The organism is Thalassotalea piscium (assembly GCF_030295935.1).
Classification (GTDB): Bacteria; Pseudomonadota; Gammaproteobacteria; order Enterobacterales; family Alteromonadaceae; genus Thalassotalea_B; species Thalassotalea_B piscium.
On sequence record NZ_AP027362.1, the window covers coordinates 1,297,799 to 1,321,519 of the forward strand.

At 38.0% G+C, this 23,721-nt stretch carries 23 protein-coding genes; 21 read left to right on the forward strand and 2 right to left on the reverse strand.

Annotated elements, in window-relative coordinates:
• Positions 1 to 360 precede the first annotated feature (360 nt).
• The 10 genes from QUD79_RS05590 (at position 361) to QUD79_RS05635 (ending at position 8,444) form a co-directional block, all read left to right on the forward strand.
• Entirely contained in the window at positions 361 to 1,092 is a 732-nt protein-coding gene (locus tag QUD79_RS05590) for an AzlC family ABC transporter permease (RefSeq protein ID WP_246455034.1), read from the forward strand.
• Complete coding sequence (locus QUD79_RS05595) at positions 1,093 to 1,407, forward strand: AzlD domain-containing protein (RefSeq protein ID WP_184426653.1); 315 nt, start codon at positions 1,093 to 1,095, stop codon at positions 1,405 to 1,407.
• Positions 1,408 to 1,473: 66 nt separating this feature from the next.
• A complete protein-coding gene (locus QUD79_RS05600; RefSeq protein ID WP_184426655.1) occupies positions 1,474 to 2,004 on the forward strand; it encodes an RNA polymerase sigma factor in 531 nt (176 codons plus the stop codon).
• A 1-nt stretch (position 2,005) separates the two neighbouring features.
• Complete coding sequence (locus QUD79_RS05605) at positions 2,006 to 2,377, forward strand: DUF6768 family protein (protein WP_184426657.1); 372 nt, start codon at positions 2,006 to 2,008, stop codon at positions 2,375 to 2,377.
• A gap of 128 nt (positions 2,378 to 2,505) precedes the next feature.
• Complete coding sequence (locus tag QUD79_RS05610) at positions 2,506 to 3,945, forward strand: zinc-binding metallopeptidase family protein (protein WP_184426659.1); 1,440 nt, start codon at positions 2,506 to 2,508, stop codon at positions 3,943 to 3,945.
• Between the two features lie 164 nt (positions 3,946 to 4,109).
• Positions 4,110 to 4,970 (forward strand): RHS repeat-associated core domain-containing protein, encoded by an 861-nt coding sequence (locus QUD79_RS05615; RefSeq protein WP_484600396.1) that lies wholly within the window; start codon positions 4,110 to 4,112, stop codon positions 4,968 to 4,970.
• The gene (locus QUD79_RS05620; RefSeq protein WP_184426661.1) at positions 4,970 to 5,272 is read left to right on the forward strand and encodes a hypothetical protein; all 303 of its coding nucleotides are present in this window, start codon (positions 4,970 to 4,972) and stop codon (positions 5,270 to 5,272) included. The genes QUD79_RS05615 and QUD79_RS05620 overlap by 1 nt, the downstream gene beginning before the upstream one ends.
• A 134-nt stretch (positions 5,273 to 5,406) precedes the next feature.
• Positions 5,407 to 6,789, forward strand: coding sequence for an IS4 family transposase (locus QUD79_RS05625; protein WP_286288804.1), 1,383 nt, complete (start codon positions 5,407 to 5,409; stop codon positions 6,787 to 6,789).
• A gap of 261 nt (positions 6,790 to 7,050) precedes the next feature.
• Positions 7,051 to 7,362: a hypothetical protein gene (locus tag QUD79_RS05630; protein ID WP_286290210.1), complete on the forward strand. Its 312-nt coding sequence runs from the start codon at positions 7,051 to 7,053 to the stop codon at positions 7,360 to 7,362.
• A gap of 83 nt (positions 7,363 to 7,445) precedes the next feature.
• On the forward strand, positions 7,446 to 8,444 hold the full coding sequence (locus QUD79_RS05635; protein WP_286290213.1) for a transposase: 999 nt from the start codon (positions 7,446 to 7,448) through the stop codon (positions 8,442 to 8,444).
• A 347-nt stretch (positions 8,445 to 8,791) separates the two neighbouring features.
• On the opposite strand, the gene QUD79_RS05640 is transcribed toward QUD79_RS05635, so the two are convergent.
• The gene (locus tag QUD79_RS05640; RefSeq protein WP_184425677.1) at positions 8,792 to 9,901 is read right to left on the reverse strand and encodes a 1-acyl-sn-glycerol-3-phosphate acyltransferase; all 1,110 of its coding nucleotides are present in this window, start codon (positions 9,899 to 9,901) and stop codon (positions 8,792 to 8,794) included.
• A gap of 313 nt (positions 9,902 to 10,214) precedes the next feature.
• Between QUD79_RS05640 and hpf the strand changes: the two genes are divergently transcribed.
• On the forward strand, positions 10,215 to 10,571 hold the full coding sequence (gene hpf, locus QUD79_RS05645) for a ribosome hibernation-promoting factor, HPF/YfiA family (RefSeq protein WP_184425679.1): 357 nt from the start codon (positions 10,215 to 10,217) through the stop codon (positions 10,569 to 10,571).
• 418 nt (positions 10,572 to 10,989) lie between these two features.
• Complete coding sequence (gene arfB, locus QUD79_RS05650; protein WP_184425681.1) at positions 10,990 to 11,406, forward strand: alternative ribosome rescue aminoacyl-tRNA hydrolase ArfB; 417 nt, start codon at positions 10,990 to 10,992, stop codon at positions 11,404 to 11,406.
• Positions 11,407 to 11,743: 337 nt separating this feature from the next.
• Here the strand turns inward: arfB and purL are convergent, their stop codons facing one another.
• A complete protein-coding gene (purL, locus tag QUD79_RS05655) occupies positions 11,744 to 15,685 on the reverse strand; it encodes a phosphoribosylformylglycinamidine synthase (protein ID WP_385957674.1) in 3,942 nt (1,313 codons plus the stop codon).
• A 150-nt stretch (positions 15,686 to 15,835) separates the two neighbouring features.
• Between purL and mltF the strand changes: the two genes are divergently transcribed.
• From mltF to QUD79_RS05700, 9 genes are all read left to right on the forward strand, one after another.
• Positions 15,836 to 17,311: a membrane-bound lytic murein transglycosylase MltF gene (gene mltF, locus QUD79_RS05660; protein WP_184425683.1), complete on the forward strand. Its 1,476-nt coding sequence runs from the start codon at positions 15,836 to 15,838 to the stop codon at positions 17,309 to 17,311.
• A gap of 174 nt (positions 17,312 to 17,485) precedes the next feature.
• Complete coding sequence (locus QUD79_RS05665) at positions 17,486 to 17,620, forward strand: hypothetical protein (RefSeq protein WP_281401856.1); 135 nt, start codon at positions 17,486 to 17,488, stop codon at positions 17,618 to 17,620.
• Positions 17,621 to 17,789: 169 nt separating this feature from the next.
• The gene (locus tag QUD79_RS05670) at positions 17,790 to 19,592 is read left to right on the forward strand and encodes a DUF885 domain-containing protein (RefSeq protein WP_184425685.1); all 1,803 of its coding nucleotides are present in this window, start codon (positions 17,790 to 17,792) and stop codon (positions 19,590 to 19,592) included.
• 76 nt (positions 19,593 to 19,668) lie between these two features.
• Positions 19,669 to 20,046, forward strand: a complete 378-nt coding sequence (locus QUD79_RS05675; protein ID WP_184425687.1) for a hypothetical protein — start codon at positions 19,669 to 19,671, stop codon at positions 20,044 to 20,046.
• Positions 20,047 to 20,249: 203 nt separating this feature from the next.
• Positions 20,250 to 20,513 carry a ribbon-helix-helix protein, CopG family gene (locus QUD79_RS05680; protein ID WP_184425689.1) on the forward strand — a complete coding sequence of 88 codons (264 nt, stop codon included), beginning with the start codon at positions 20,250 to 20,252 and terminating at the stop codon, positions 20,511 to 20,513.
• The gene (locus QUD79_RS05685; RefSeq protein WP_184425691.1) at positions 20,510 to 20,800 is read left to right on the forward strand and encodes a type II toxin-antitoxin system RelE/ParE family toxin; all 291 of its coding nucleotides are present in this window, start codon (positions 20,510 to 20,512) and stop codon (positions 20,798 to 20,800) included. Before QUD79_RS05680 ends, QUD79_RS05685 begins: the two co-directional genes overlap by 4 nt.
• 224 nt (positions 20,801 to 21,024) lie before the next feature.
• Entirely contained in the window at positions 21,025 to 21,864 is an 840-nt protein-coding gene (locus QUD79_RS05690; protein WP_184425693.1) for a transposase, read from the forward strand.
• Between the two features lie 295 nt (positions 21,865 to 22,159).
• Positions 22,160 to 22,420, forward strand: coding sequence for a hypothetical protein (locus QUD79_RS05695; RefSeq protein WP_184425697.1), 261 nt, complete (start codon positions 22,160 to 22,162; stop codon positions 22,418 to 22,420).
• A 352-nt stretch (positions 22,421 to 22,772) separates the two neighbouring features.
• Positions 22,773 to 23,669 (forward strand): hypothetical protein, encoded by an 897-nt coding sequence (locus QUD79_RS05700; protein WP_184425699.1) that lies wholly within the window; start codon positions 22,773 to 22,775, stop codon positions 23,667 to 23,669.
• The last annotated feature ends 52 nt before the right edge of the window (positions 23,670 to 23,721 follow it).

The window sequence follows — 23,721 nt, forward strand, 5'->3', positions numbered from 1 at the left end:
TTATTAAATTATTTTTGTAACGTTTTTATAACATACTTTAGCGAACTCTAGCGACAGCTAAGCTTAAAAACCCTACAGTTAAACGTATTTTTGTTTCTAAGTGCGTGAATGGCGATAACATCGATAAAACTCTTTTAACATCACTTTCTGTATTTTTATTATAAAATTTGTTGGCTTTTAGTCATATTGCTGTGGTATCAGGTACACTGTTTGTTTTGTTAAAAATGCATTCAAGCCAACATTATTGCCTAACGCCAATGTACAAATTTACAAGAAATAGCGCCAGAGTGAGCTTAAGCTTAAAGTTAGTAAATAACGTTAACCTTTAACTCTTAAAAACAACCAATAGCAGAGACTCAAATGAACGTTCAAAAGACCCTAGTTATAAACCTTTTTAAAAAAGGCTTTTGGGATATGTTGCCACTTAATTTAGCGGTGATCCCTTGGGGAATACTGTGTGGTTCTTTAGCTATTCAACGAGACTTTACTGTTCTTGAAGCATTATTAATGCCTTTAATTGTATTTGCTGGCTCAGCACAGCTGGTAGCAACAGAGTTAATTGCCAGTAATGCGCCTTTAGCTACTGTATTATTTACAACATTTATTATTAGCTCTCGTCATTTTTTATATGGGCTTGCATTTCGCGATAAAATATCTCATTTACCGGCAAAATGGCGTTTGAGTTTAGGCTTTTTGTTAACAGATGAGCTGTTTGCCCTATCTGGTGATAGCAAAGCTTTTAAAGGTGTATATCGACTTTTTTATGCATTAGCCGCCGGGGGAAGCTTTTATGTTTGCTGGTTATTGTGGAATATAATAGGCATTTTCGCGGGAGCGTATCTACCAGACTTAACCACGCTAGGTTTAGACTTTGCTATTGCGGTAACTTTTATCGCGTTAGTTATTCCCAGTGTAACCACTTTTCCTATGCTGATAACTGTTATTGTTGCAGGAATTTGTTCCATTGTTTTTAAACTACTTCAGTGGCAATTAGATCTCGTTGCGGCATCATTACTGGGTATGTATGCAGGCTACATAAGCTACAGCATTCAAGCTAAGTTTAAATTAGCACAAGTAAGAAAGGGCAGTTAAATGACATTAATTACTATATTTTTATTAGCATTAATCACATTCTCAACACGGTATTTATTCTTACACCCAAAAACGCCAGTGAGACTTGGCCCTAAAATGATCCGCTTTTTAAGTTTTAGTGCTCCTGCTGTATTAACGGCTATATGGGTACCTATTATTTTTGTTCAGCAAGGTCAGTTAATGCTGTCTTGGAAAAACCCTTACTTAGTTGCAGCTACCGTAGCTGTACTGGTAGCTGCTAAAAGTAAAAGTATTTACTTAACCTTATTTGTTAGTGTTGCCGTATTTGTGGCAATGCGTTTTTTTATGCAGTGATGAACCTTTCCACCTGTTGATTCGTCTTTATTGCATAAGAGAAATGATCAAAGCATGAGTTAACAAATGGAACAAGCCAAAATAGACTTATTAGTTATTGAAATGCAGCAAGGAAGTGAAGCTGCGTTTAAAGAGATATTTGACTACTTTCAACCCTCACTCGTTCGTTTTTCTTATAAAGTTTGTTGCAATGAGCAAATGGCGAAAGATGCGGTACAAAATAGTTGGTTAAAGGTAACTAAATCAATTGGCAAGTTAAAAGATCCTCGTGCTTTTAAAAGTTGGCTTTATCAAATGGTCCGTTGGCAAAGTATCGACTTAGTTAAGAAAGCGGCCAATGATCCACTTGAATTTACCGAACAAGACGCTAGCAGTGTGAGTCAGCATACTGGTGTTGAAGAAATGCAGTCATCTCTATTGGCGTTAATTAACTTATTACCAGAAATTGACCGCCAAGCAATATACCTTTTCTATTTAGAAGAAATGAAAATTAAAGAAATTGCGACAATTTTATCTACCCCTGAAGGCACTATTAAGTCTCGGCTTAATCGCGCTAGAAATATGCTAAAAGTAAAAATAGAGCAGTTAGGAGAATAATATGAATTTAGATGAACGAATTAAACAAGAGTTAAGTGATGAAGCCAAACATTTAGACCAACAACTAGCTAACGATAGTGGCATATTCACAATGCTAGCAAATGCCTTCAAAGGTTCTTTAGGACGTTGGTTAGTAATTGTGTTAGTTGTTGGTTTACTGGTTACAGTTTTAATGTTGTACTCAGGCTATCAGTTCTTTTTTGTTGAAGGCAATATTGCGTTTAAATTGCATTGGGGCGTTGTTTTATTAGTTGCCACTATGGTGCAAATATCGTTAAAAATGTGGTCTTTTATGGAAATGAACCGTCAATCAAGCCTACGGGAAATAAAGCGATTAGAACTCATGGTTGAAAAGCTTTGTAGCCAGAAATAACTACAACAGCAAATTGAAAGCAAAACACTTTTATCGATGATAAGTTACTTTTCATCGATAAAAGCTTGTTATTACGCTTTATTCGCTTTTATTATAGGGCAGAATTAATTAAAGGAAAAAAAGTCATAATGAATGTTAAATCAGCGTTAACCGCGGTTGCTGTTATCAGTGCGTTAGCACTTTCAAGCCAGAGTTTTGCCTCAGATGATAAAAAAGCAGGTAAAGAAAAAGACCAAAAATCAAGCTGGTTAAGCTTATCTAAAGCCGAGTTAACTGCGGTTGAAGATTATGCCACTGACTATAAAAACTTTATTTACAAAGCACCAACAGAGTTGATGTTTGTTAAAGAAGCAGTAAAACGTGCAGAAGCGAATGGCTTTAAACGCTTAACTGAAAAAAGTAATTTAAAACCCGGTGCGCGCTTTTACGATGTTAACCGTGACCGTGGCATTTCATTTATTGTTATAGGCAAAAAAGACCTACAACAAGGTACGCGTATTGTTGGCTCTCATATTGACTCGCCACGTTTAGAATTAAAAGGGCGTCCGCTTTATGAAAAACAAAAATTTGCCTTATTCCAAACCTATGTTCATGGTGGTATTAAGAGCTATCAGTGGGTAAACATTCCACTTGCACTTGTAGGTCGTGTTGATAAAAAAGACGGCACCGTGGTTGAGATTGAAATGGGCTTTGACGAAAATGATCCTATTTTAATGGTGCCAGACCTTGCGCCGCATGTTGACCATCCGAACCGAGATCGTAAGAGTCGCGACGTTATTAAAAAAGAAGAGTTAGATGTCATTATTGCGTCTAAACCTGATTTTGAAAAATCAATTTCTAAAGTAGTAGAAGACTATTTAACCTCGAATTATAACATTAGTGTTGATGACTTTGTATCAGCAGAACTTGCACTAGTGCCAGCGATCAAACCAAGAGATGTGGGGTTTGACCGCAGTATGATTGCAGCATACGGGCACGACGATAAAGCAGCCTCTATTGCCTCTGTAGCCGCTATTATGGAGCAAAAAATTCCTGAGTATACCTCTATTGCATTTTTAGTAGATAACGAAGAAGTGGGTAATATTAATAACACCGGCGCAAAGTCTAGTTACTTAGTCGACTTGTTAAGTGCAATGCTTTATAACGAACAAGGTAAAGGCTACAACGACTACTTACTTCGAAAGTTATTACGCAATACTAAAGTAATATCTACCGATGTTAACCCTGGTGTGCATCCTACTTGGTCGGGTGTTTGGGAGCTAGGTAATGCACCACGTTTAGGCAACGGTATTAATATTAAGCTTTATGGTGGCGGTTTTAATGCTAACTCAGAATACACAGCTTGGACTCGCAATTACCTTGATGAAAATAACATTAAATGGCAAACATCTACCTACAAGGGCAAAGCCTCAGGCGGTACCATTGGTAGTTCGCTTTCAGACGATAATATGGAAGTAATTGATTTTGGTGTACCCATTTTATCAATTCATTCGCCTTATGCCTTAGGCTCAAAAGTAGACTTATACTCTTTATATAAAGCGATGTCGGCATTTTTTGCCCATAAATAGGCAATAAATAAATAGAAAACCAAAATAGACAGTTAAGCTAATATTAAAGGGATCAGTAGATCCCTTTTTCATATCTGTGAGAAACTCATTTTTTATCCGACAACGACGAACTGGTTGCAGAATATAACGCTAGTGGTACCTTAATTAATCGCTACGTTCATGGCATTGCAGCAGACGACCCGGTAGTTTGGTATCAAGGGGCTGGCACCGCTAATAAACATTATCTACTGGCCGATGAGCGCGGCTCTATTATTGTAGAAACCAATAGTGCAGGTAATATAACAGCAAGCCATCAATATGGCCCTTATGGCGAGCCGATAAACCAAAGCGCATCACGGTTTAGGTACACTGGGCAAATACTATTACCCGGCACCGAGCTTTATTACTACAAAGCACGGATTTATCATCCAAAACTAGGTCGATTCCTTCAAACTGACCCTGTAGGTTATGAAGACCAGATGAATCTGTATGCTTATGTGGGGAATGATCCGGTTAATATGAATGATCCATCCGGAAAGTTCATGAATTTTATTCTTGGAGGAGTTGTAGGTGCGGCAGTTGAAGCATTTACTCAAATAGCAACGGAAGGTAGTGTTAATAATTGGACAAAGGTTGGAGCAATGGGAGCCGCAGGAGTTGTTTCTGGTGGGCTAAGTGTTGCAACAAAGGGTTTATCTATTGGACAAAAAGCTCTTACGGTGGCAGGGAATACGACAATAGATGCTACTTCTCAAGCTACAGCAAGTTTAATCTCTGATGGGATAACTGGAGATCATAGTGGTTCTCTAGCAAACGCTGGTGAAACAGCATTAAATGCAGCAGCAGGTACAGGGAAGGCAACAGTATCAGCAGCCAAAGGAAAACTAGGTGTTATAGGCAAAATTGCTGGTGTAAAATCACCATCAATTAACACTGGTTTAAAATCAGTAGATAAAGCTTTCACTGAAGCTGGAAGTCGTGCTGCTCAAACCGCAGAAGGTGTTGCTGCTGGTGTGATTAATAATAAACTGAAGGAAAATCAATAATGCAAAATGTTTCAGCCAATTCAGTGTTTCTAAAGGGGTTTAGATATATGTTTTGGATTTGGTTAGTGTTATTAACCTTAGTTTTCTTACTTAGTGTTAGTTTAAGAGCAGAAGTTAGTATTGAAATAACTAATTTAGCCTTTGCTTATATTGGTATTGTAGTAACTTCATTATTTTTAAGTTTTATAACGGCTTATTTTATTGTGAAAAAAGCTATAGATTCAGGAGAAATATCGGATTCAAATATATTTACTAAAGGAGGAAAATTGAGTTTGAATATCTTTAGCCAAAAGCTTAAATAGTTATTTTAATCCAAAGCCTCGCTAGTCGCTGTCTTTCCTACACAAATCCCTCGATAAAAATCGAGGGATTTTTTTATGAACTTATTGTACAGAACGTGATCTGATCCATTTATTCAGTGATGAGGTGGATTTCTATGTTTACAACAAGTTCAGAGCAATGGGCAGAAGAAACATTTTTACATGCAAAATTGGGCGATACCCGCAGAGCTAAACGACTTGTTGTGTTAGCCTCTAATCTTTCCAACAAGTTAGGGCAATCACTCGTGCAATCATCTACGTCCACAGCCGATATTGAAGCGGCCTATCGTTTTACTCGTAATAAAGCTATTGATGCTCAAGCTATAGCTGAGGCTGGCTTTAAGGCAACAGCAGCAAAAGTTAAAGATTATGATTGCCTACTTGCTTTAGAAGACACCACATCACTTGAATTTAAACATCAAACGATTCGCGATGAAATGGGGCATACCACTTCGAATAAGCGTTCGCGTGGCATGCATGCTCATTCCGTATTGCTATTTGCCCCTGAGCAGCAGCATGTTGTTGGTCTGATTGAGCAAAAACGATGGACACGAGACGTCAGTTTGTACGGCCAAAATAATCGCCATGCCAGCCGAGCGTACGAAGACAAAGAAAGCTATAAGTGGGAGCAAGCATCAGAAGCGATGACTCCCCGTCTAGGTTCAACAATGAATAAGGTAATTTCAGTGTGTGATAGAGAGTCAGATATTATTGAATACCTGACTTATAAAACAGCGAGGCAGCAACGTTTTGTCGTGCGCTCAATGCAGAGTCGTTGCATTGAACAAAGTGAAAATAAACTTTATCAATATAGTGAGTCGTTAAAATCAGCAGGTCAACGTATTGTTTCGGTGAGGCAAAAAGGCGGACGCAAAGCGCGGGAGGCTTCTTGTCAAATACGTTATGCCAAAGTTGATGTAAAAATGCCAGCGAATAAAAAAGGCGCTTCGGTATCTCTCTATTATGTGGGTTGTCAGGAAGAAAACAATGACCAAGGATTAAGTTGGCACCTGTTAACATCTGAGCCTGTGACGTGCAAAGAGGAAGCCGAAAAAGTATTGACCTACTATGAAAAACGCTGGTTAATTGAAGAGTTCCACAAAGCGTGGAAAAGCGGCGGTACTCAAGTAGAAGATTTACGTATGCAAAGTAAAGACAATTTAGAAAAGGTGATTGTGATATTAGCGTTTATTGCCGCACGCCTTCATCAACTTCGTTACCTTGGCCTTAATAAGAAAGAAGCAGAAAAGCATAGTTGTGAAACGGTTTTAAGTCCGTTAGCGTGGAAGTTGCTATGGACAAAACGAGAAAAATCAAAACCACCGACAACGGCACCAAGCCTTTATTGGGCTTACATTAACCTTGGGAAGTTAGCGGGTTGGCACGATTCAAAACGTAATGGCCGTGTCGGGTGGGAGCGATTATGGGAAGGATGGTTTAAATTGCAAACCATCCTTGAAGGCTATGAATTAGCCCAATCTCTTGATCTGAAAATGTGATCAAGAGACAGCGCTAGTCGGGGCTTTTTAAACAATTTCAAATTTTAATTTCTTAATGTTAAATCATTGGGGAGTAATAACAGCTTTGAAGTAAAGCTTGTTTCGATAAGGATATATCAATGATTCCAGAAGTTAAGCATATATCACCTGAGCTAGAGTTACATAATCAAAGGGGTCAGAGTAAATTGATTTCACAATGGAATTAGTTCAAGCATTAGTCAAGATACACTTGGACGAGTAACCGACTTTAACCATACCGCGGTGAACAATGCTCATTTTAGCTATAACCCTGCGAATCAAATTGTTGAGCGTTCAGTCAGTAATAACAACTTTCAAATTGCTATACCCACGCTAAGCACGCAAACTTATGCGGTTAACAACTTAAACCAATACACTAGCGTGCAAGGCCAAACGGTTAATCATGACAGCAATGGCAACCTCACCAATTATAATGGTTGGGTTTATGGCTATAATGCCCATAATCGATTAGTCTCAGCAGATAAAGCGGATACTGAACTTGTGTTAAGCTACGATGCCATTGGCCGTCTAGAACGTTCAACATTACATGGCTAAAAAATAATAGGACACCCAACATTATTGATTTATTCACTTCTCTTTACTATGGTTAAATAATCTACAGTAAAGTGGTGTTTAACATGACTCAAGCACGTAGTAAGCAAGTATCCCTTGAAGATACTCGTTATTATCACTTAATCTCTCGCTGTGTACGTCGAGCTTATTTATGTGGCGAAGATACTCACACTAATCAAAGCTTTGAACACCGCAGACAATGGATGGTTAACCGCATTCGATTTTTAACGTCTGTTTTTGCTATTGATGTAGCGGCTTATGCCGTTATGTCGAACCATTATCATCTTGTTGTGTATGTTGATGAAAATGAAGCTCTGGCTTGGAGTGACGAAGAGGTTTGTCAGCGCTGGCAGCAGCTTTATCATAGCCACCCATTAGTTGAGCGATTACAAAAAGGGCAATGTAGCTGCCAAGCTGAAATTGATAAAGCCCAAGAGATTATCAAGCAATGGCGAAGCCGTCTAAGTGATTTATCTTGGCTAATGCGTAACCTTAATGAGTATATTGCCCGCAAAGCTAATAATGAAGATAACTGCAAAGGCAGATTCTGGGAAGGGCGGTTTAAATCACAAGCGCTGCTTGATGAAAAAGCCGTACTTGCTTGCATGGCCTATGTGGACTTAAATCCGATAAGAGCGAAAATGGCAGATACGGTACAAACAGCACAATATACCTCTATTTTTGAACGTATTCATGACAAAGCCAGCGATGTTGATAATAAAGAGACCTTGCCATTTACTGCTAAACCTTTGCTAGGCTTTATTGGTAACGAGCATAAAAGCTCACCTAAAGGAATAGCGTTCTCCTTGCTTGATTATTTAACGCTAGTAGAAGAAACAGGAAAAATTATCAGAGAAGATAAGCGCGGTAAGATTAATGAAAAATTTTGCCCATTGTTAACGGCTTTAGGTATCGATAGTGACGATTGGTTAATGCTTGCCGAGCATTTTGGTAAAAAATATCATCAAGCAGTTGGCTCGCTAGCAGAGCTTAATACTTTTGCTGCCCACACAGGTAGGCGATGGGTGGGTGGACATCGACAGCAAGCGTTAATATTCCACTGAAACCACCAAACTAAATAAATACCAACTCCTAAGCAGCGTCTCGCTGATATTCGTGTGGGTAAAATTGCCTGTTTTGTTTCTTTACAAGCTAGGTTAGCTTAATAAATTTATAGGTAAGCAAAGTTTATATCATCGTCTTTGATTGGCGGAGCTATTTATATAAAGTATTGTCTATTATAAAATATATGGATGTCCCAGAACCTTTCAATATAAAGTATTGTCTATTATAAAATATATGGATGTCCCAGAACCTTTCATACGTTGCCATTATAGACAGTTAAGTAATATCTATTCAATCTATGAAAGAAAAGAAGCTGTTATCCGTTATAAGCTAACACGACTACTTGTTAGCTTTCAGGACTGAGTGCTTTTTTGGCAAATACAGGGTTGGCGTACATAGTTAGCAACCAACGCTTTTGAACTTCGCTTAAATCTTTAACGCGTTCAATTAACTGCGGTATAAGCTCATTTTCTTGGTTACTACTGTGCAATACTTGATATGCAGACTCATTACTTTCATAAAGTTTATAGTTAGTAATAATTTGTCTGTCAATTTCTTCAGCAATGGCTTTACTGCTAGTAAAATCACCAAGAACAGGATGTCCAAATGCAATATGTACTCGACCTTTTTGGCCAATAATGCCTTGGGTAATGCTTTTAAGATCTTCATCATCTGTTTTTTGATAAGCACCACTGGTTTCAGTTTGAGCTAATTCAATCGCTTTGTCATGATCACAAGGGTCAAACTCATATGAAATAGACACAGGTACTATATTTAATTGTGCTAAATAATCACTAATAGCCATGGCCTTATCTTTATTTAATAACAGCATAGAGATAAGCGCTGCGTTCGTTTTGTCTAAGCCGTCTTTGGCTCTTCCTTCTCGCTGTGCGATCCAAATGTTTTGTTGGTTATTGGTTAGGCTATGGTGAATATAGGCTGAGAGTTTTTTGGAAGCAGTAAGCATTTCACGTTTAGTTTTTTCACTGCGCTTAACAATAAAACTTTTGTTGATGCGCATTAGGTCTGCCACCCAAGTTTTATGTAATAGGTTATCACCCACTGCCGCTTCAACAGTGTTAGCATTACATTTAAATAACGCCCAATTTACTAAAGCAACATCTAAAACAATATCTCGATGATTACTAATAAATAACGTTGGTTTATTTAAGTCAAAGTTTTCTACACCACTAAAAGAAAACCCTTTAGTACTGTTTTCAACAAGTTTGTGTAGGTACTTGGCAACATGGCGTTGTATGTCGTCAACTGTGTGCCAATGTTTTATTTTCTTTTTCAGAGACCAGTGAACAACTTTACGTGTTAATGAAGGAAAACGCTTACTTAATTTGGGCACTAAAAACGTTGTTATAGCGTTAATAAGCTCTGGTTCATTGGCGAGTTTTTGTAATACATCAACAACCTCATGGTCCCGATAAGGCCGAATATCTTCAAACATTTAACAGTCTCTAATTTACACAAAAAGTGATATATACTGATGCCATTGTAACTGAAATAAATGCGAAATATAGAGAAAATACGTAAATTATAAAGACAAAAAATAAGGTGTAGTTTAAAAAATATACTTTCTAAAATATCTTTTTTAAGTTTTTTGATTTGTTTTTATAAATATCAAAAAAAATTTAAATATTAATTTGTTGTAATAATAGGGAGTTGTAATTTTTATTGAATATTTTTCCTTTTTATCCTTGCGTTTTTTCGGTTTAACCCCAAGTCTTATAGTGAGTAACAAATATAATAAGGAAAATGAAATGAAGATAAATATTTCTGGTCACCATGTCGAAGTTACTAATTCAGTTAGAGAACATATTGAGGAGAAGTTCTCAAAAATAGCATCCCACTTTCCAACGCTTGTCGCAATAGATACCATACTTTCTAAAGTACATGGCAAGCATCATGTTGAACTCTCCACAAATTATGAAGGGGTTAGAATAGCAATTGCAGGAACAGACCCTGTAATGTACCCAGCTATAGCAAGTGCAACCAAAAAATTAGATGCAGCCCTAAAGCATAGAAAAGGCCTGCTTAAAGCAAACCTCCATGTTAAGCCAGTGAGTACTAGCGAAGAAATTGCTCATGAAAAAGTGCAGTCGCTCGACTTAGCATAATTAGTTTTCATTCAAACAACGGGGAGTATAACTCCCCGTTTTTGATCATATCGCTTTTTGGTTGTGAGCTAACAAGCTAGTAGGGTGGGCTTAAGTCTATCAGCTGGCATTAGCGCTGTATTGACGGCATAAATGCCGACCTACATAACCTGTTAGTAATATGAGCTAATATTCTGGTAGGGTGGGCTTAAGCCGAACAGCTGGCATTAGCGTTGTATTGACGGCATAAATGCCGACCTACATAACCTGTTAGTAATATGAGCTAATACTCTGGTAGGGTGGGCTTAAGTCTTTCAGCTGGCATTAGCGTTGTATTGACGGCATAACCTACTAATAATATATGGTAATTAGTTAATTCACTGGCTATACAATGATATAGTGATGCCCTTTGTACTTTACTTCGAGGCTTTTCTGCAACGTGATTATAATTTCAAACTCAGTACAACTTGGCGATAACGAAGTTGAATTAGTCGCAATTCGAGCACAAGGTGCGGGCGGCCAAAACGTTAATAAAGTATCGTCTGCAATACATTTACGTTTCGATGTTCAAGCCTCATCATTACCCGCATTTTATAAAGAAAATTTACTTGCATTAAAAGATAAACGTATTACTAAAGAGGGCGTTATTGTAATAAAAGCACAGCAGCATCGTACTCAAGAACTTAATCGAGAAGATGCCCTAAGCCGACTTGTTGAATTAATTAAAAGTGTTGCAATAGTGCAAAAGATAAGAAGAGAAACTAAGCCTACGAGGTCATCTAAGTTAAAACGTTTAGAAAGTAAAACGCAACGTAGCCAAATTAAAAAGGCCCGCGGTAAGGTTCGTTTAGACTAGCGTTCGTGTGCAAAAAAAGCACTAAAATGAATGCCTAATTACGCAAATTGGCTTACTAGGAAAATACCAATAAAAAAGTAAATAAATACGAAAAAATAGAATGAAAATGGCTGAGTGCGTTTGTAATAATAATGAGATTTAAACCCTTTAGCGCCAGCAACAACCTTTCCTAGCATTAAACTCCAAACGCTTTGTGCGATAAGTAGTATTCCAATAATCAGTATCAATGTGTTTGGCACTAGTTTTCTTCACTTTATTTCTAACAGCTAGACTCGCGTCTCTTTAGTCGTAATAAAAAAGCCGAATAAACATTCGGCTTTAATATTTATGTGGCTACTTAACCAACAAACTTACGGGCGTTTCTAAACATACGAACCCAAGGTGAATCCTCTTGCCATTCGTCTGGGTGCCATGAGTTTGAAACCGTTCTAAACACACGCTCTGGATGCGGCATCATTATAGTAACGCGTCCATCTGTAGTTGTTAGGGCTGTTATACCATCTGGTGAACCATTAGGGTTTGCTGGGTATGTTTCAGTTACTTCACCATAGTTATCAACAAAGCGCATCGATACAGTACCTGAATCGTTGGCAGCACCAATTGCTGCTTCAGAAGCAAATTCAGCATGACCTTCGCCATGAGAAACAGCGATAGGCATACGTGAACCTTCCATTCCTTTGAAGAAAATTGACGGGCTTTGTTGAATTTCAACCAATGAGAAACGCGCTTCAAAGCGTTCAGACTTGTTCTGTACGAAATGTGGCCAAGTGTCAGTTCCTGGAATAATTTCTTTCAAGTTAGACAGCATTTGACAACCGTTACACACACCTAAACTAAAGGTATCTTCACGATGGAAGAAGGCTTTAAACATTTCGCGTGCTTTGGGGTTAAATAGAATTGATTTCGCCCAACCTTCACCAGCACCTAACACATCACCATAAGAGAAACCGCCACAAGCGACTAAGCCGTTAAAATCGGCTAAGTCTACTCGACCTGCCAGAATATCTGACATGTGTACATCAATTGCGATAAAACCAGCACGGTCAAACGAGGCTGCCATTTCAACGTGAGAATTAACACCTTGTTCACGTAAAATAGCGATTTTTGGGTTGGTAATGTTTTGTGCGTCTTTCGCTATTAAATCGGCAACTATATCTTCGTTAATGTCGAAGGTTAGCTCAGTATTTAAGCCAGGATCTTCAGTATCAAATTTAACATCAAACTCTTGTTGTGCACATTCAGGATTATCACGTAACGATTGCATTTTAAGCGTTGTTTCAGCCCAAACTGTACGATAATACGTACGCGAGTTCTCTAAAACCGTTTCGCCATTACGAGTAAAGCTGATCATATCAGTGTTGTTTATTACACCAATATCTGTGCATAACTCAAGTATGCCGTGTTGTTCAAAAACCGCATGCACTGCATCTACATCAGTTTCTAAAATTTGTATAACAGCGCCTAATTCTTCATGAAATAAAACTTCTAAATCAGTACCGTTAAACTTAGATAAGTCAATATCAACACCTGTATGACCTGCGAATGCCATTTCGGCTACTGTGGTAAATAAACCGCCGTCAGATCTGTCATGGTAAGCAATTAGTTTTTCGTCGCGAACTAACGTTTGTATCGCGTTAAAGAAACCTTTTAAGTGCGCTGCGTTATCAACATCAGGCGTTTCTTTACCTAGCTGCTTATAAACCTGTGCTAAACATGAGCCACCTAATCGATTTTTACCATTCGATAAGTCAATGGCGACAATACGACTATCACCTTTATCGGTTCTTAGCTGTGGGGTAACTGTTTTGCGAATATCTTCAACACGGCCAAATGCGGTGATCACTAACGAAAGTGGCGAGGTTACAGATTTTTCTTGTGCTGAGCCGTCAGTGTTGTCAGTCCATGTTGTTTTCATCGACATAGAGTCTTTACCAACAGGTACCGTTAACCCTAACGCAGGGCAAAGCTCTTCGCCAACTGCTTTAACCGCTTCGTATAAACCAGCATCTTCTCCTGGGTGGCCTGCAGGCGACATCCAGTTAGCTGAAAGTTTAATGCGGTTTAAGTCGCCAATATCCGTGCCAGCAATATTAGTTAACGACTCTGCAATAGCTAAACGTGCAGAAGCACCATAGTTTAGTAAAGCTACAGGTGTACGTTCACCAATAGACATGGCTTCGCCATGGTATGAATCAAGCGCTGCAGCCGTTACGCCACAGTCTGCAACAGGTACTTGCCAAGGGCCAACCATTTGATCACGGGCAACCATACCCGTTACCGAACGGTCACCAATTGTAATTAAAAAGGTTTTTTCAGCAATGGTAGGTAAACGTAATAATCGGTCAGCGGCTTCGCTCACGTTAACGTTATCAAGGTCAAGTGCTTCACCTGTTTCTTTAATTGATTTTACATCTTTAATAATTTTAGGCGTTTTACCTAATAAAACATCAAGCGGTAAATCAATGGGTGTGTTTTTTTCTGGGTCATTGGCAAAATGTGAATCGGTAACGGTTAAATGTTCTTCTTCAGTGGCTTTACCAACGACAGCAAATGGTGCACGTTCGCGCGCACAAATAGCTTCAAAAACAGGAAGTTGTTCATCGGAAACGGCTAATACATAACGTTCTTGAGATTCGTTACACCAAATTTCGTGAGGAGCCATGCTACGCTCGTCGTTAGGCACATTGCGTAATTCAAATATACCGCCACGACCACCGTCTGATACTAATTCTGGAAATGCATTCGATAAGCCACCAGCGCCCACATCATGAATAAATAAAATTGGGTTATCATCACCTAACTGCCAACAGCGGTCGATAACTTCTTGGCATCGACGCTCCATTTCAGGGTTTTCACGTTGTACAGAAGCAAAGTCTAAGTTTTCGGCTGATTGGCCAGAAGCCATACTAGAAGCAGCACCACCACCTAAACCAATATTCATCGCCGGGCCACCTAATGCAATTAAGTTAGCACCTACGCAAATCTCACCTTTTTGTACATGTTCGTCACGAATGTTACCTAAACCACCAGCAAGCATTATAGGTTTATGGTATCCACGTACCTCGATGCCGTTAAATGAATTTACTTTTTCTTCGTAAGTACGAAAGTAACCTAAAATAGCAGGGCGACCAAATTCATTGTTAAACGCAGCGCCACCTAATGGACCTTCAAGCATAATATCTAGTGCTGTTACAATGCGGTCTGGTTTGCCATAATCTGTTTCCCACGGTTGTTCAAAACCTGGAATACGTAAATTTGATACCGAAAAGCCCACCAAACCTGCTTTAGGTTTTGAACCAACACCAGTAGCACCTTCATCTCGAATTTCGCCACCAGAGCCGGTTGCAGCGCCAGGGTAAGGTGAAATAGCCGTAGGGTGGTTATGTGTTTCAACTTTCATCAAAATTTGAATATCTTCATGATGATAGCCATATTCATTAGTTTGCGGATCAGGGAAGAAACGGCCGCCTTCTGATCCAACCATAACAGAAGCATTATCTTTATAAGCACTTAATACATAGTCAGGGTTGATTTCATGAGTATTACGGATCATTTTAAATAATGATTTTGGCTGTTTAACGCCGTCAATGGTCCAGTCAGCATTGAATATTTTATGACGACAGTGCTCAGAATTTGCTTGAGCAAACATATAAAGCTCGATGTCGTGAGGGTTACGCCCTAATTTAATAAAGTTGTCGGCAAGGTAGGTAATTTCGTCTTCAGCTAATGCTAAGCCTAAGTCTATATTGGCTTTTTCAAGTGCTTCACGACCACCGGTAAGTACATCTATTACGGTTAGTTCACCTGGCTCTGCTGTTGCAAAAAGCGCTTGTGCGTCGTTGAACTCAGTAAAAACTGTTTCCATCATACGGTCGTGAATTAAATTGTTTAGTTGTTTTTCTTGCTCAATTGTTAGTTTGTCGCTTAATACATAGTAAGCAATACCACGCTCTAAACGTTCTACTTTATTTAAGCCACAATTATGAGCAATATCAGTAGACTTTGAAGACCATGGAGAAATTGTACCAGGACGAGGTGTTACTAGTAATAACGTGCCTGTTGGTTCGTGTTCTTCAATGGTAGGGCCGTAGGTTAATAATTTTGCTAATACATTTGATTCATCAGTCGTTAATTCTGACGATAAATGTGCGAAATGGGTAAACTCCGCATAAATATCATGAACGGGTAGGCCCGCTTCAGCACACTGAGAAAGTAGTTTTTTAACTCGAAAATCTGATAGTGCCGGAGCGCCTCGAAGGGTTTGGATCAACATCGCCATTAGTTTACTCACTAGTAAAAAAAATTAGGGGTAAAAATCGCGCGTATTATAGAGGAATTAACCTGTTTTGATAAGGAAAACTTTATCAGATCACAACTATAATGAAAAAGTCCTTTATCAATAAATGAAATAACGACACAATGTATCACTATGAAACAATATAAAAATAATGTTTTTACCCAGAGTAAATTTTTATTGCTTATTTGCATTGTGCTTGCTGCACTATTGCAAGGGTGTAAAAGCGACCCCGAACATGCTGACTTATCGCGTATTATGGCGCGAGGGCATCTTACAGTTGGCACTTTATATGGCTCAACAAGCTACTATTTAGGTGCTGAAGGCCCAACGGGTTTTGAATATGAATTAGCACAAAAATATGCAGAATATCTTGGTGTAGAGCTTAAAGTAATACCAAGCTATAACTTAGATGAGCTTTTTTTCAAGCTTGATACGGGCGAGGTTGACCTAATAGCCGCAGGGCTCACCGTAACGCCAAAACGCGCAAAGCAATACAACTTTTCTCCAAGCTATAACAGCATTAGTCAAAAATTGGTTTATAAACAAGGTAAAGACAGGCCGCGAAATTTAGACCAGCTTGATGGTAAATTATTAGTCACTACAAACTCTAGTCATGTTGAAAACTTAGAAGCATTAAAACTTAGCAACCAAGATCTTGTTTGGGAAGAAAACCCAGAGTTAGACAGTGAAGAGCTTTTATTAAAAGTATTAGATGAGTCAATAGACTACACGATAATTGATAGCCACACGTTAGCCGTAAGCCGACGTTATTACCCTGAAATAAGCATAGCGTTTACTGTTCAACCAGAGCAACCTTTAGCTTGGGCACTAAGTAAAAAAGGTGACGACAGTATTTTTGCCAGTGTTATTGAATTTTTTGGACAAGTGCATCACGACGGTACTTTGCTTGCCCTTGACGACAAATACTATGGTCATGTAGAGCAGTTTAACTATGTAGATACCCGTTTGTTTATTCAGGCTGTTGAGAAAAAACTACCCAAATATCGCCACCTTTTTGAAAAGTATGGTCAAGAAATGGATTGGCGTTTACTGGCAGCAATTAGCTATCAAGAGTCACATTGGGAACCGCATGCCCGCTCATATACCGGTGTACGCGGTATGATGATGCTAACCCTGCCTACGGCGAAACAAATGGGTATAAAAAGCCGGCTCGACGCTGAGCAAAGTGTACGTGGTGGTGCAAAGTACTTTAAACGTATGTTTGACCGTATGCCGGCACGTGTTCCTCACCCTGATCGATTGTGGTTTGCATTAGCTTCATATAACGTAGGCCTTGGTCATTTAAACGACGCACGAGCAATTACAAAAAAACAAGGTGGCGACCCCGACCGTTGGGTAGAAGTTAAAAAACGATTGCCCTTATTAAAACAAAAGAAATATTACAAACATACCCGTTACGGATATGCGCGTGGCGATGAACCCGTGCATTATGTTGAAAACATTCGTCGATATTACGATACCTTAACGTGGATGGATGAGAAGCAACAAGAAGAAACGAAAAAACTAGAATTAGAGATAAAAAACAACGAACTAGCACCTGCGGAACAAATAGTTACAATTGAAACCGCCGAATCTACTGAAGAATAAGCACTTCCACTAGACTTTCTTTGTATATTGTCATACAAGAGTAACAGTTATCGTTCATACTATAACTAGATTACTGATTAACCTAGGTTTAATACAATAGGCAATACAACAAACAGTATTTTAACGTTGGCAAACATAGGTTAATTTTTTAACTAAACGACAAAGGAGACAATAATGTCAATAAGAACGAGAAAACTTTCTCAAGCAATACAACGTAAACGTATGCAAAGTAGACTAAAGCAAAAATTAAACTGCCGCCGTCATGCACAGTTTATACAAGAAACACATAGCCAATTAGCACAAGCTTAATTGGCTTTTTATTTTCTACCCCCTTATCTTTAAACACTTACCTTTATCTCTTTACTTTTTATCTCTCACTTTCAACTGATAATCTTTACTTTTCATCGTGCAATGCTATTTATCTGATGCTATTTGGGCTATGTTGCCTATAACATTATTATTATAAATAGGTATTTATATGAGTCGTTTATTTACTCAGCTTTTGGTGGTAACGGCCACTATTATCTCGTTAACTGCTTGTCAAACCACACCGAACAAAGTAAGTGCTGACCAAGCCTTTGATAGCACAGTGCAGCAATTATTAAATCAACGTGCCGGTAAAGGTGTTTATGAAGTTGCTGCAGCAGATGATCAAAAGCGTTATTGGCCTGATTTATCACCTCAATACTTACAAACACAGTTTGAACAGCGCCAAACATTAGCAGCACAGTTTGAACAAATAGATCAAACGGCATTGTCAGCCGATAATAAAATTAACTACGCTATTATTAAAGCGCAGCTTGATAACCGAATTGCCAATTATCAGTTTAAATCACATTATCTCCCGCTTAAGTCAGAATCAGGTTTTCATTCTAATGTTAACTTTATGATTGATAGTACTGAGTTTTCAACGGAACAAGATATTGAAAACTATGTGAATAAAATGGCAGCTTTACCTGAGTACTTTGAACAAAATATTTATTGGATGCGCCAAGGTTTAGCATCAGGTATTACACAACCGCAAGCGGTATTAATTGGTTATGAACAGTCAATTAGTGCCTTTATTCCTGAAAGTATTGAGCAATCGGTATTTTTTAAACCATTCGCATCAGTGCCTAAGTTACTTGACCAAGAACTTGTAAAAGCACAGCAAGCTAAGCTTCGTACTTTACTATCCACACAAATTATTCCAGCGTATGAAAGTTATTATCAATTTTTTACGCAAGAATACTTTCCTAAAGCTCGTAAAAATATTGCGGTATCGTCAACGCCCGCTGGACGCGCTTTTTATGAAAATAGAGTGAAACACTTTACCACCACAGAGATGACCGCTGAAGAGGTTCATCAATTGGGCTTACGTGAAGTTGCACGAATTCGTGCTGAAATGGACGAAGTAATACTTAACATTGGTTTTGAAGGCAGCTTTGCTGAATTTACCCACTTTTTACGCACCGACCCACAATTTTATGCAAGAACACCGCTCGAGCTAATTAAAGAAGCATCTTATATCGCCAAACAAATTGATGGCAAATTACCTTCATTATTTAAGCATTTACCACGTACGCCATACGGAGTAGCACCTGTACCAGAGGCTATTGCGCCAAAATATACCACAGGACGTTATATTAGCCCGGCAACTGATCGTCATTCGGGTTCATACTGGGTAAACACCTATGCTTTAGACAAACGCCCACTTTATGCATTACCTGCGTTAACACTACACGAAGGAGTTCCGGGACATCATTTACAAATATCGCTTAATAGTGAATTAGACAATCTACCATCGTATCGCCAACATGCTTATATTTCAGCTTTTGGTGAAGGTTGGGGATTATACTCAGAATGGTTAGGCATAGAAGCAGGTATTTATACCGATCACTATGCTGATTTTGGTCGACTAAGTTATGAAATGTGGCGCGCTGCGCGCTTAGTTGTTGATACGGGCATGCATATGAAAGGCTGGTCAAGAGCGCAAGCAATGGACTTTATGAAAGATAACACAGCGTTATCATTACATAATGTAAAAACAGAAATTGACCGTTATATTTCATGGCCGGGACAAGCCTTGTCTTACAAAATAGGTGAAATAACCATTAGAAAATTACGCCAACAAGCAGAAACTGAATTAGCGCGTGATTTTGATGTACGTGAATTTCATCATCAAGTGTTGAAAAATGGCTCTATACCGTTAAATGTATTAGAACAACAAATTGAAGATTACATTCAACAGGTAAAATTAACTTTGTTAGAAAAAACGGCAAAAGACAAAACAAAAGAATAAAATAGTAAAAAAAAAAGGACAGTCGTTTATATTTCCAAGATTTTATAAGCGAGTGTGGAGTAGTTGGCATTATCTTATGGGAGAAGTGCCAACGCCAAAATGGCTTGCAATTGACAAAGTGTTATTACACTTTTCAAAATATAAAACAACAGCTCGGCACAAATTTGCAAAGTTTGTAGAGCAAGGTAAAGCGGTAAATCTTAGGGGCAATATTATTAATCAGGTGTTTTTGGGTAATAGTGATTTTGTCGACGAGCATTTAGCTTTATTAAAAGGTCAGAATGATAATTTATCCGAAATACCACATAAGCAAATGCGGAAACAGGCTCTATCACTTGAAGAGTATGCTAAATCGTTATCTAAAAGGGATGAAGCAATAAATGCAGCTTATTTATCAGGTGCTTATACGTTAAAAGAAGTGGGTGATTTTTTAAGTTACACTATTCTCGAGTGAGTAAAATTGTGGCAAAAAGCAAGACCTGACCCTTACATATGACTTACATAAAACTGCAAAATCGAGTATAAAATCGTTTAACAACACGCTTTCAAATGGATTCAGTATTATTATCATCAGTTAACGCGCCGTTATAAATTACTCTAGCTCTGAAATCTAATTTGTACTAAGATGTATTACATGTGAATACAAAGGGCGTTCTGATGAGTATTACAAGTATCCGGCTAGCAGATGACATAGAGAAGCCTCTTGAATCCTTAGCTACCAAATTAGACCGAAGTAAAAACTACCTTATAAATCAAGCGATTAAAGAGTTTTTGTCTAGACAGGCAGTAGAGGACTCAAGGTGGTCTGATACATTGATAGCTTTAGAGTCCATTAAGTCTGGTAAATCCCTTGCTGAAGCCGACGTTAATACTTGGTTAAACAGCTGGGGCAATGGTGAGCGCAAAGAGCCACCTAAATGATAGAGGTTAAGTATTCCCCTAAATCTATCGAAGATCTTCAACGAGTTGTAGAGTTTGTTGAAGCTAAAAATCAGTATGCAGCTCGAAGAATCGCAATTGATCTTCAAGAGGGTGTTTCTAAGCTAAAGCAATTTCCTCAAATCGGCATACCTGTTATTAAAGCCCCTGACCCAGAGAAAATTCGCGATCTATATGTTGGTGACTACACTGTACGGTATTTAATTACCGACGAAACTATTTACATATTAAGAGTATGGCATAACAAAGAAAACGAGAAAAACTTATAACAGGCGCATGTTGCCGGACTGTTTTTTCGTTGTGCGTAAAATCAGCGGTAAATGCGGGCGCTGTAAAATAACAAAAAATAAAAAATAACAAGGACAGTAAAACAAAAGGGGTCAGGTCTTGCTTCTTGCCTTTTAACAAAAGGGGTCAGGTCTTGCTTCTTGCCTTTTGGTTAATCAGAACTAATCTAAAACTATCGAGTCATTAAAATTAGACGGATAAAGTTATGGCGAGGCCACTTAGATTAGAATTTTCAGGTGCTTTATATCACATTACCTCGCGGGGAAATGAGAGAAAGCCGATATATATTGAAAAGTCAGATTTTGAAAGTTTTTTAAATTTATTAGGTAAAGTATGTGAGCGTTATAACTGGGCTGTTCACTCATTTTGCTTGATGACAAACCATTACCATTTGTTATTAGAAACACCTGATGCGAACCTAAGTAAAGGAATGAGGCAGCTAAACGGTGTATATACGCAATGTTTTAATAGAAAGCACCGTCGTGTAGGGCACTTATTCCAAGGGCGGTATAAAGCGATATTGGTAGATAAGGACGCTTATCTACTGGAGTTAAATAGGTATATTGTTTTAAATCCAATTAGGGCAAAAATGGTCAATAATTTATCAGAGTGGCAGTGGAGTAGTTGGCATTATGTTATGGGAGAAGTGCCAACGCCAAAATGGCTTGCAATTGACAAAGTGTTATTACACTTTTCAAAATATAAAACAACAGCTCGGCACAAATTTGCAAAGTTTGTAGAGCAAGGTAAAGCGGTAAATCTTAGGGGCAATATTATTAATCAGGTGTTTTTGGGTAATAGTGATTTTGTCGACGAGCATTTAGCTTTATTAAAAGATCAGAAAGATAATTTATCCGAAATACCACATAAGCAAATGCGGAAACAGGCTCTATCACTTGAAGAGTATGCTAAATCGTTATCAAATAGGGATGAAGCAATAAATGCAGCTTATTTATCAGGTGCTTATACGTTAAAAGAAGTTGGTGATTTTTTTAAGTTACACTATTCTCGAGTGAGTAAAATTGTGGCAAAAAGCAAGACCTGACCCTTAGGTTTGCTTCTAATTTATCCGAAATACCACATAAGTAAATGCGGAAACAGGCTCTATCACTTGAAGAGTATGCTAAATCGTTATCTAAAAGGGATGAAGCAATAAATGCAGCTTATTTATCAGGTGCTTATACGTTAAAAGAAGTTGGTGATTTTTTTAAGTTACACTATTCTCGAGTGAGTAAAATTGTGGCAAAAAGCAAGACCTGACCCTTAGGTTTGTAAGTTACACTATTCTCGAGTGAGTAAAATTGTGGCAAAAAGCAAGACCTGACCCTTAGGTTTCTTTTTTGTTTTTGGGTAATAGTGATTTTGTCGACGAGCATTTAGCTTTATTAAAAGATCAGAAAGATAATTTATCCGAAATACCACATAAGCAAATGCGGAAACAGGCTCTATCACTTGAAGAGTATGCTAAATCGTTATCAAATAGGGATGAAGCAATAAATGCAGCTTATTTATCAGGTGCTTATACGTTAAAAGAAGTTGGTAATTTTTTTAAGTTACACTATTCTCGAGTGAGTAAAATTGTGGCAAAAAGCAAGACCTGACCCTTAGGTTTTCCTTAGGTTTTCTAAAGATCAGAAAGATAATTTATCCGAAATACCACATAAGCAAATGCGGAAACAGGCTCTATCACTTGAAGAGTATGCTAAATCGTTATCAAATAGGGATGAAGCAATAAATGCAGCTTATTTATCAGGTGCTTATACGTTAAAAGAAGTTGGTAATTTTTTTAAGTTACACTATTCTCGAGTGAGTAAAATTGTGGCAAAAAGCAAGACCTGACCCTTAGGTTTCTTAGTAACGGTAGAAATAAAAACAGGTACTCGGCGATTAATGGAGTTTTTACTAGCGCCATTAATGCGTGGGGTGAGTGAAGGAGCGCGTGAGAGATAGTTAATGAAAAAATATAAATTATTAGTTTTGTTAATGGAGTTAGGTATGAAAAGTATATATAAAATTTTTTTACTTCTTGTTGGGAGTTTACTTATATCAGTTGCTCAGGCTGATAATTACCTTTTAACCATGAGCAAAAATGATGATGTTTGCCAGCATTTATATCAGGTTTTTAATATGGATGTACGTCATAAAGGCAAACTTGCCTTGGGTGAACATAAAGAATTCAACTGGTTAAAATGGGATCAAGACTTTTTTATGATTAAGCGTAAGCGCCATATTGAGCCAAACTTTGCTGACGAATTAATCTCTAAAGTTGGAAAACAAGAGGAATATGCCACTTATACTAAATATCCTAAAAAAGGGGCTTATTTTGATATTGATAATAATGGCGAAGATGAGTTTATTACCTTTCAACGTAATGGCGCGAGTACATTTGAAAACAGAGCCTATGACAGTATATACGTATATAAGGGGAATGCATTAACAAAGCTTTCAGGTGCTGAGCGTAATAAACAGTACACACTTGAAATGGGCTATTTAGGCAGCCTAATTGACAGTTACACCTTAAAAGAGTATCCAATCAAAGAAACGACAGTTTATAAAAATGGTCATACTAACTATTATTGGCCACATATATCTGACCCATTTATACGCCCACTGCTGTTTAATAACACTTATTTCATCGCATTATTTGGCAATGTTGATACACATATCAGTGACCCCTTACGCGCATATAATCAAACTATTGATGAAAAAAATGCCATAGCAGTGGTTACATTCACGCCATCTTATGATCCTGAGCAAATAAAGCTTCAACCTAGTTTACTTAGTACAGGGAAGCCTTCAAACGAAACGCAAGATATTTGTTATTTTGTAAAAACACAGGTTATTCAATAGGGAAATAAATAATGAAACTTAGTATGGACATAAGGGGTCAGGTCTTTCTTTT

Excerpts from the sequence above, each read along its gene's own strand:
- QUD79_RS05590 (WP_246455034.1), top strand. The coding sequence starts at position 361 with ATGAACGTTCAAAAGACCCTAGTTATAAACCTTTTTAAAAAAGGCTTT.
- QUD79_RS05595 (WP_184426653.1), top strand. The coding sequence starts at position 1,093 with ATGACATTAATTACTATATTTTTATTAGCATTAATCACATTCTCAACA.
- QUD79_RS05600 (WP_184426655.1), top strand. The coding sequence starts at position 1,474 with ATGGAACAAGCCAAAATAGACTTATTAGTTATTGAAATGCAGCAAGGA.
- QUD79_RS05605 (WP_184426657.1), top strand. The coding sequence starts at position 2,006 with ATGAATTTAGATGAACGAATTAAACAAGAGTTAAGTGATGAAGCCAAA.
- QUD79_RS05610 (WP_184426659.1), top strand. The coding sequence starts at position 2,506 with ATGAATGTTAAATCAGCGTTAACCGCGGTTGCTGTTATCAGTGCGTTA.
- QUD79_RS05620 (WP_184426661.1), top strand. The coding sequence starts at position 4,970 with ATGCAAAATGTTTCAGCCAATTCAGTGTTTCTAAAGGGGTTTAGATAT.
- QUD79_RS05625 (WP_286288804.1), top strand. The coding sequence starts at position 5,407 with ATGTTTACAACAAGTTCAGAGCAATGGGCAGAAGAAACATTTTTACAT.
- QUD79_RS05635 (WP_286290213.1), top strand. The coding sequence starts at position 7,446 with ATGACTCAAGCACGTAGTAAGCAAGTATCCCTTGAAGATACTCGTTAT.
- QUD79_RS05640 (WP_184425677.1), bottom strand. The coding sequence starts at position 9,901 with ATGTTTGAAGATATTCGGCCTTATCGGGACCATGAGGTTGTTGATGTA.
- hpf (WP_184425679.1), top strand. The coding sequence starts at position 10,215 with ATGAAGATAAATATTTCTGGTCACCATGTCGAAGTTACTAATTCAGTT.
- purL (WP_385957674.1), bottom strand. The coding sequence starts at position 15,685 with ATGGCGATGTTGATCCAAACCCTTCGAGGCGCTCCGGCACTATCAGAT.
- mltF (WP_184425683.1), top strand. The coding sequence starts at position 15,836 with ATGAAACAATATAAAAATAATGTTTTTACCCAGAGTAAATTTTTATTG.
- QUD79_RS05665 (WP_281401856.1), top strand. The coding sequence starts at position 17,486 with ATGTCAATAAGAACGAGAAAACTTTCTCAAGCAATACAACGTAAACGT.
- QUD79_RS05670 (WP_184425685.1), top strand. The coding sequence starts at position 17,790 with ATGAGTCGTTTATTTACTCAGCTTTTGGTGGTAACGGCCACTATTATC.
- QUD79_RS05675 (WP_184425687.1), top strand. The coding sequence starts at position 19,669 with ATGGGAGAAGTGCCAACGCCAAAATGGCTTGCAATTGACAAAGTGTTA.
- QUD79_RS05680 (WP_184425689.1), top strand. The coding sequence starts at position 20,250 with ATGAGTATTACAAGTATCCGGCTAGCAGATGACATAGAGAAGCCTCTT.
- QUD79_RS05685 (WP_184425691.1), top strand. The coding sequence starts at position 20,510 with ATGATAGAGGTTAAGTATTCCCCTAAATCTATCGAAGATCTTCAACGA.
- QUD79_RS05690 (WP_184425693.1), top strand. The coding sequence starts at position 21,025 with ATGGCGAGGCCACTTAGATTAGAATTTTCAGGTGCTTTATATCACATT.
- QUD79_RS05700 (WP_184425699.1), top strand. The coding sequence starts at position 22,773 with ATGAAAAAATATAAATTATTAGTTTTGTTAATGGAGTTAGGTATGAAA.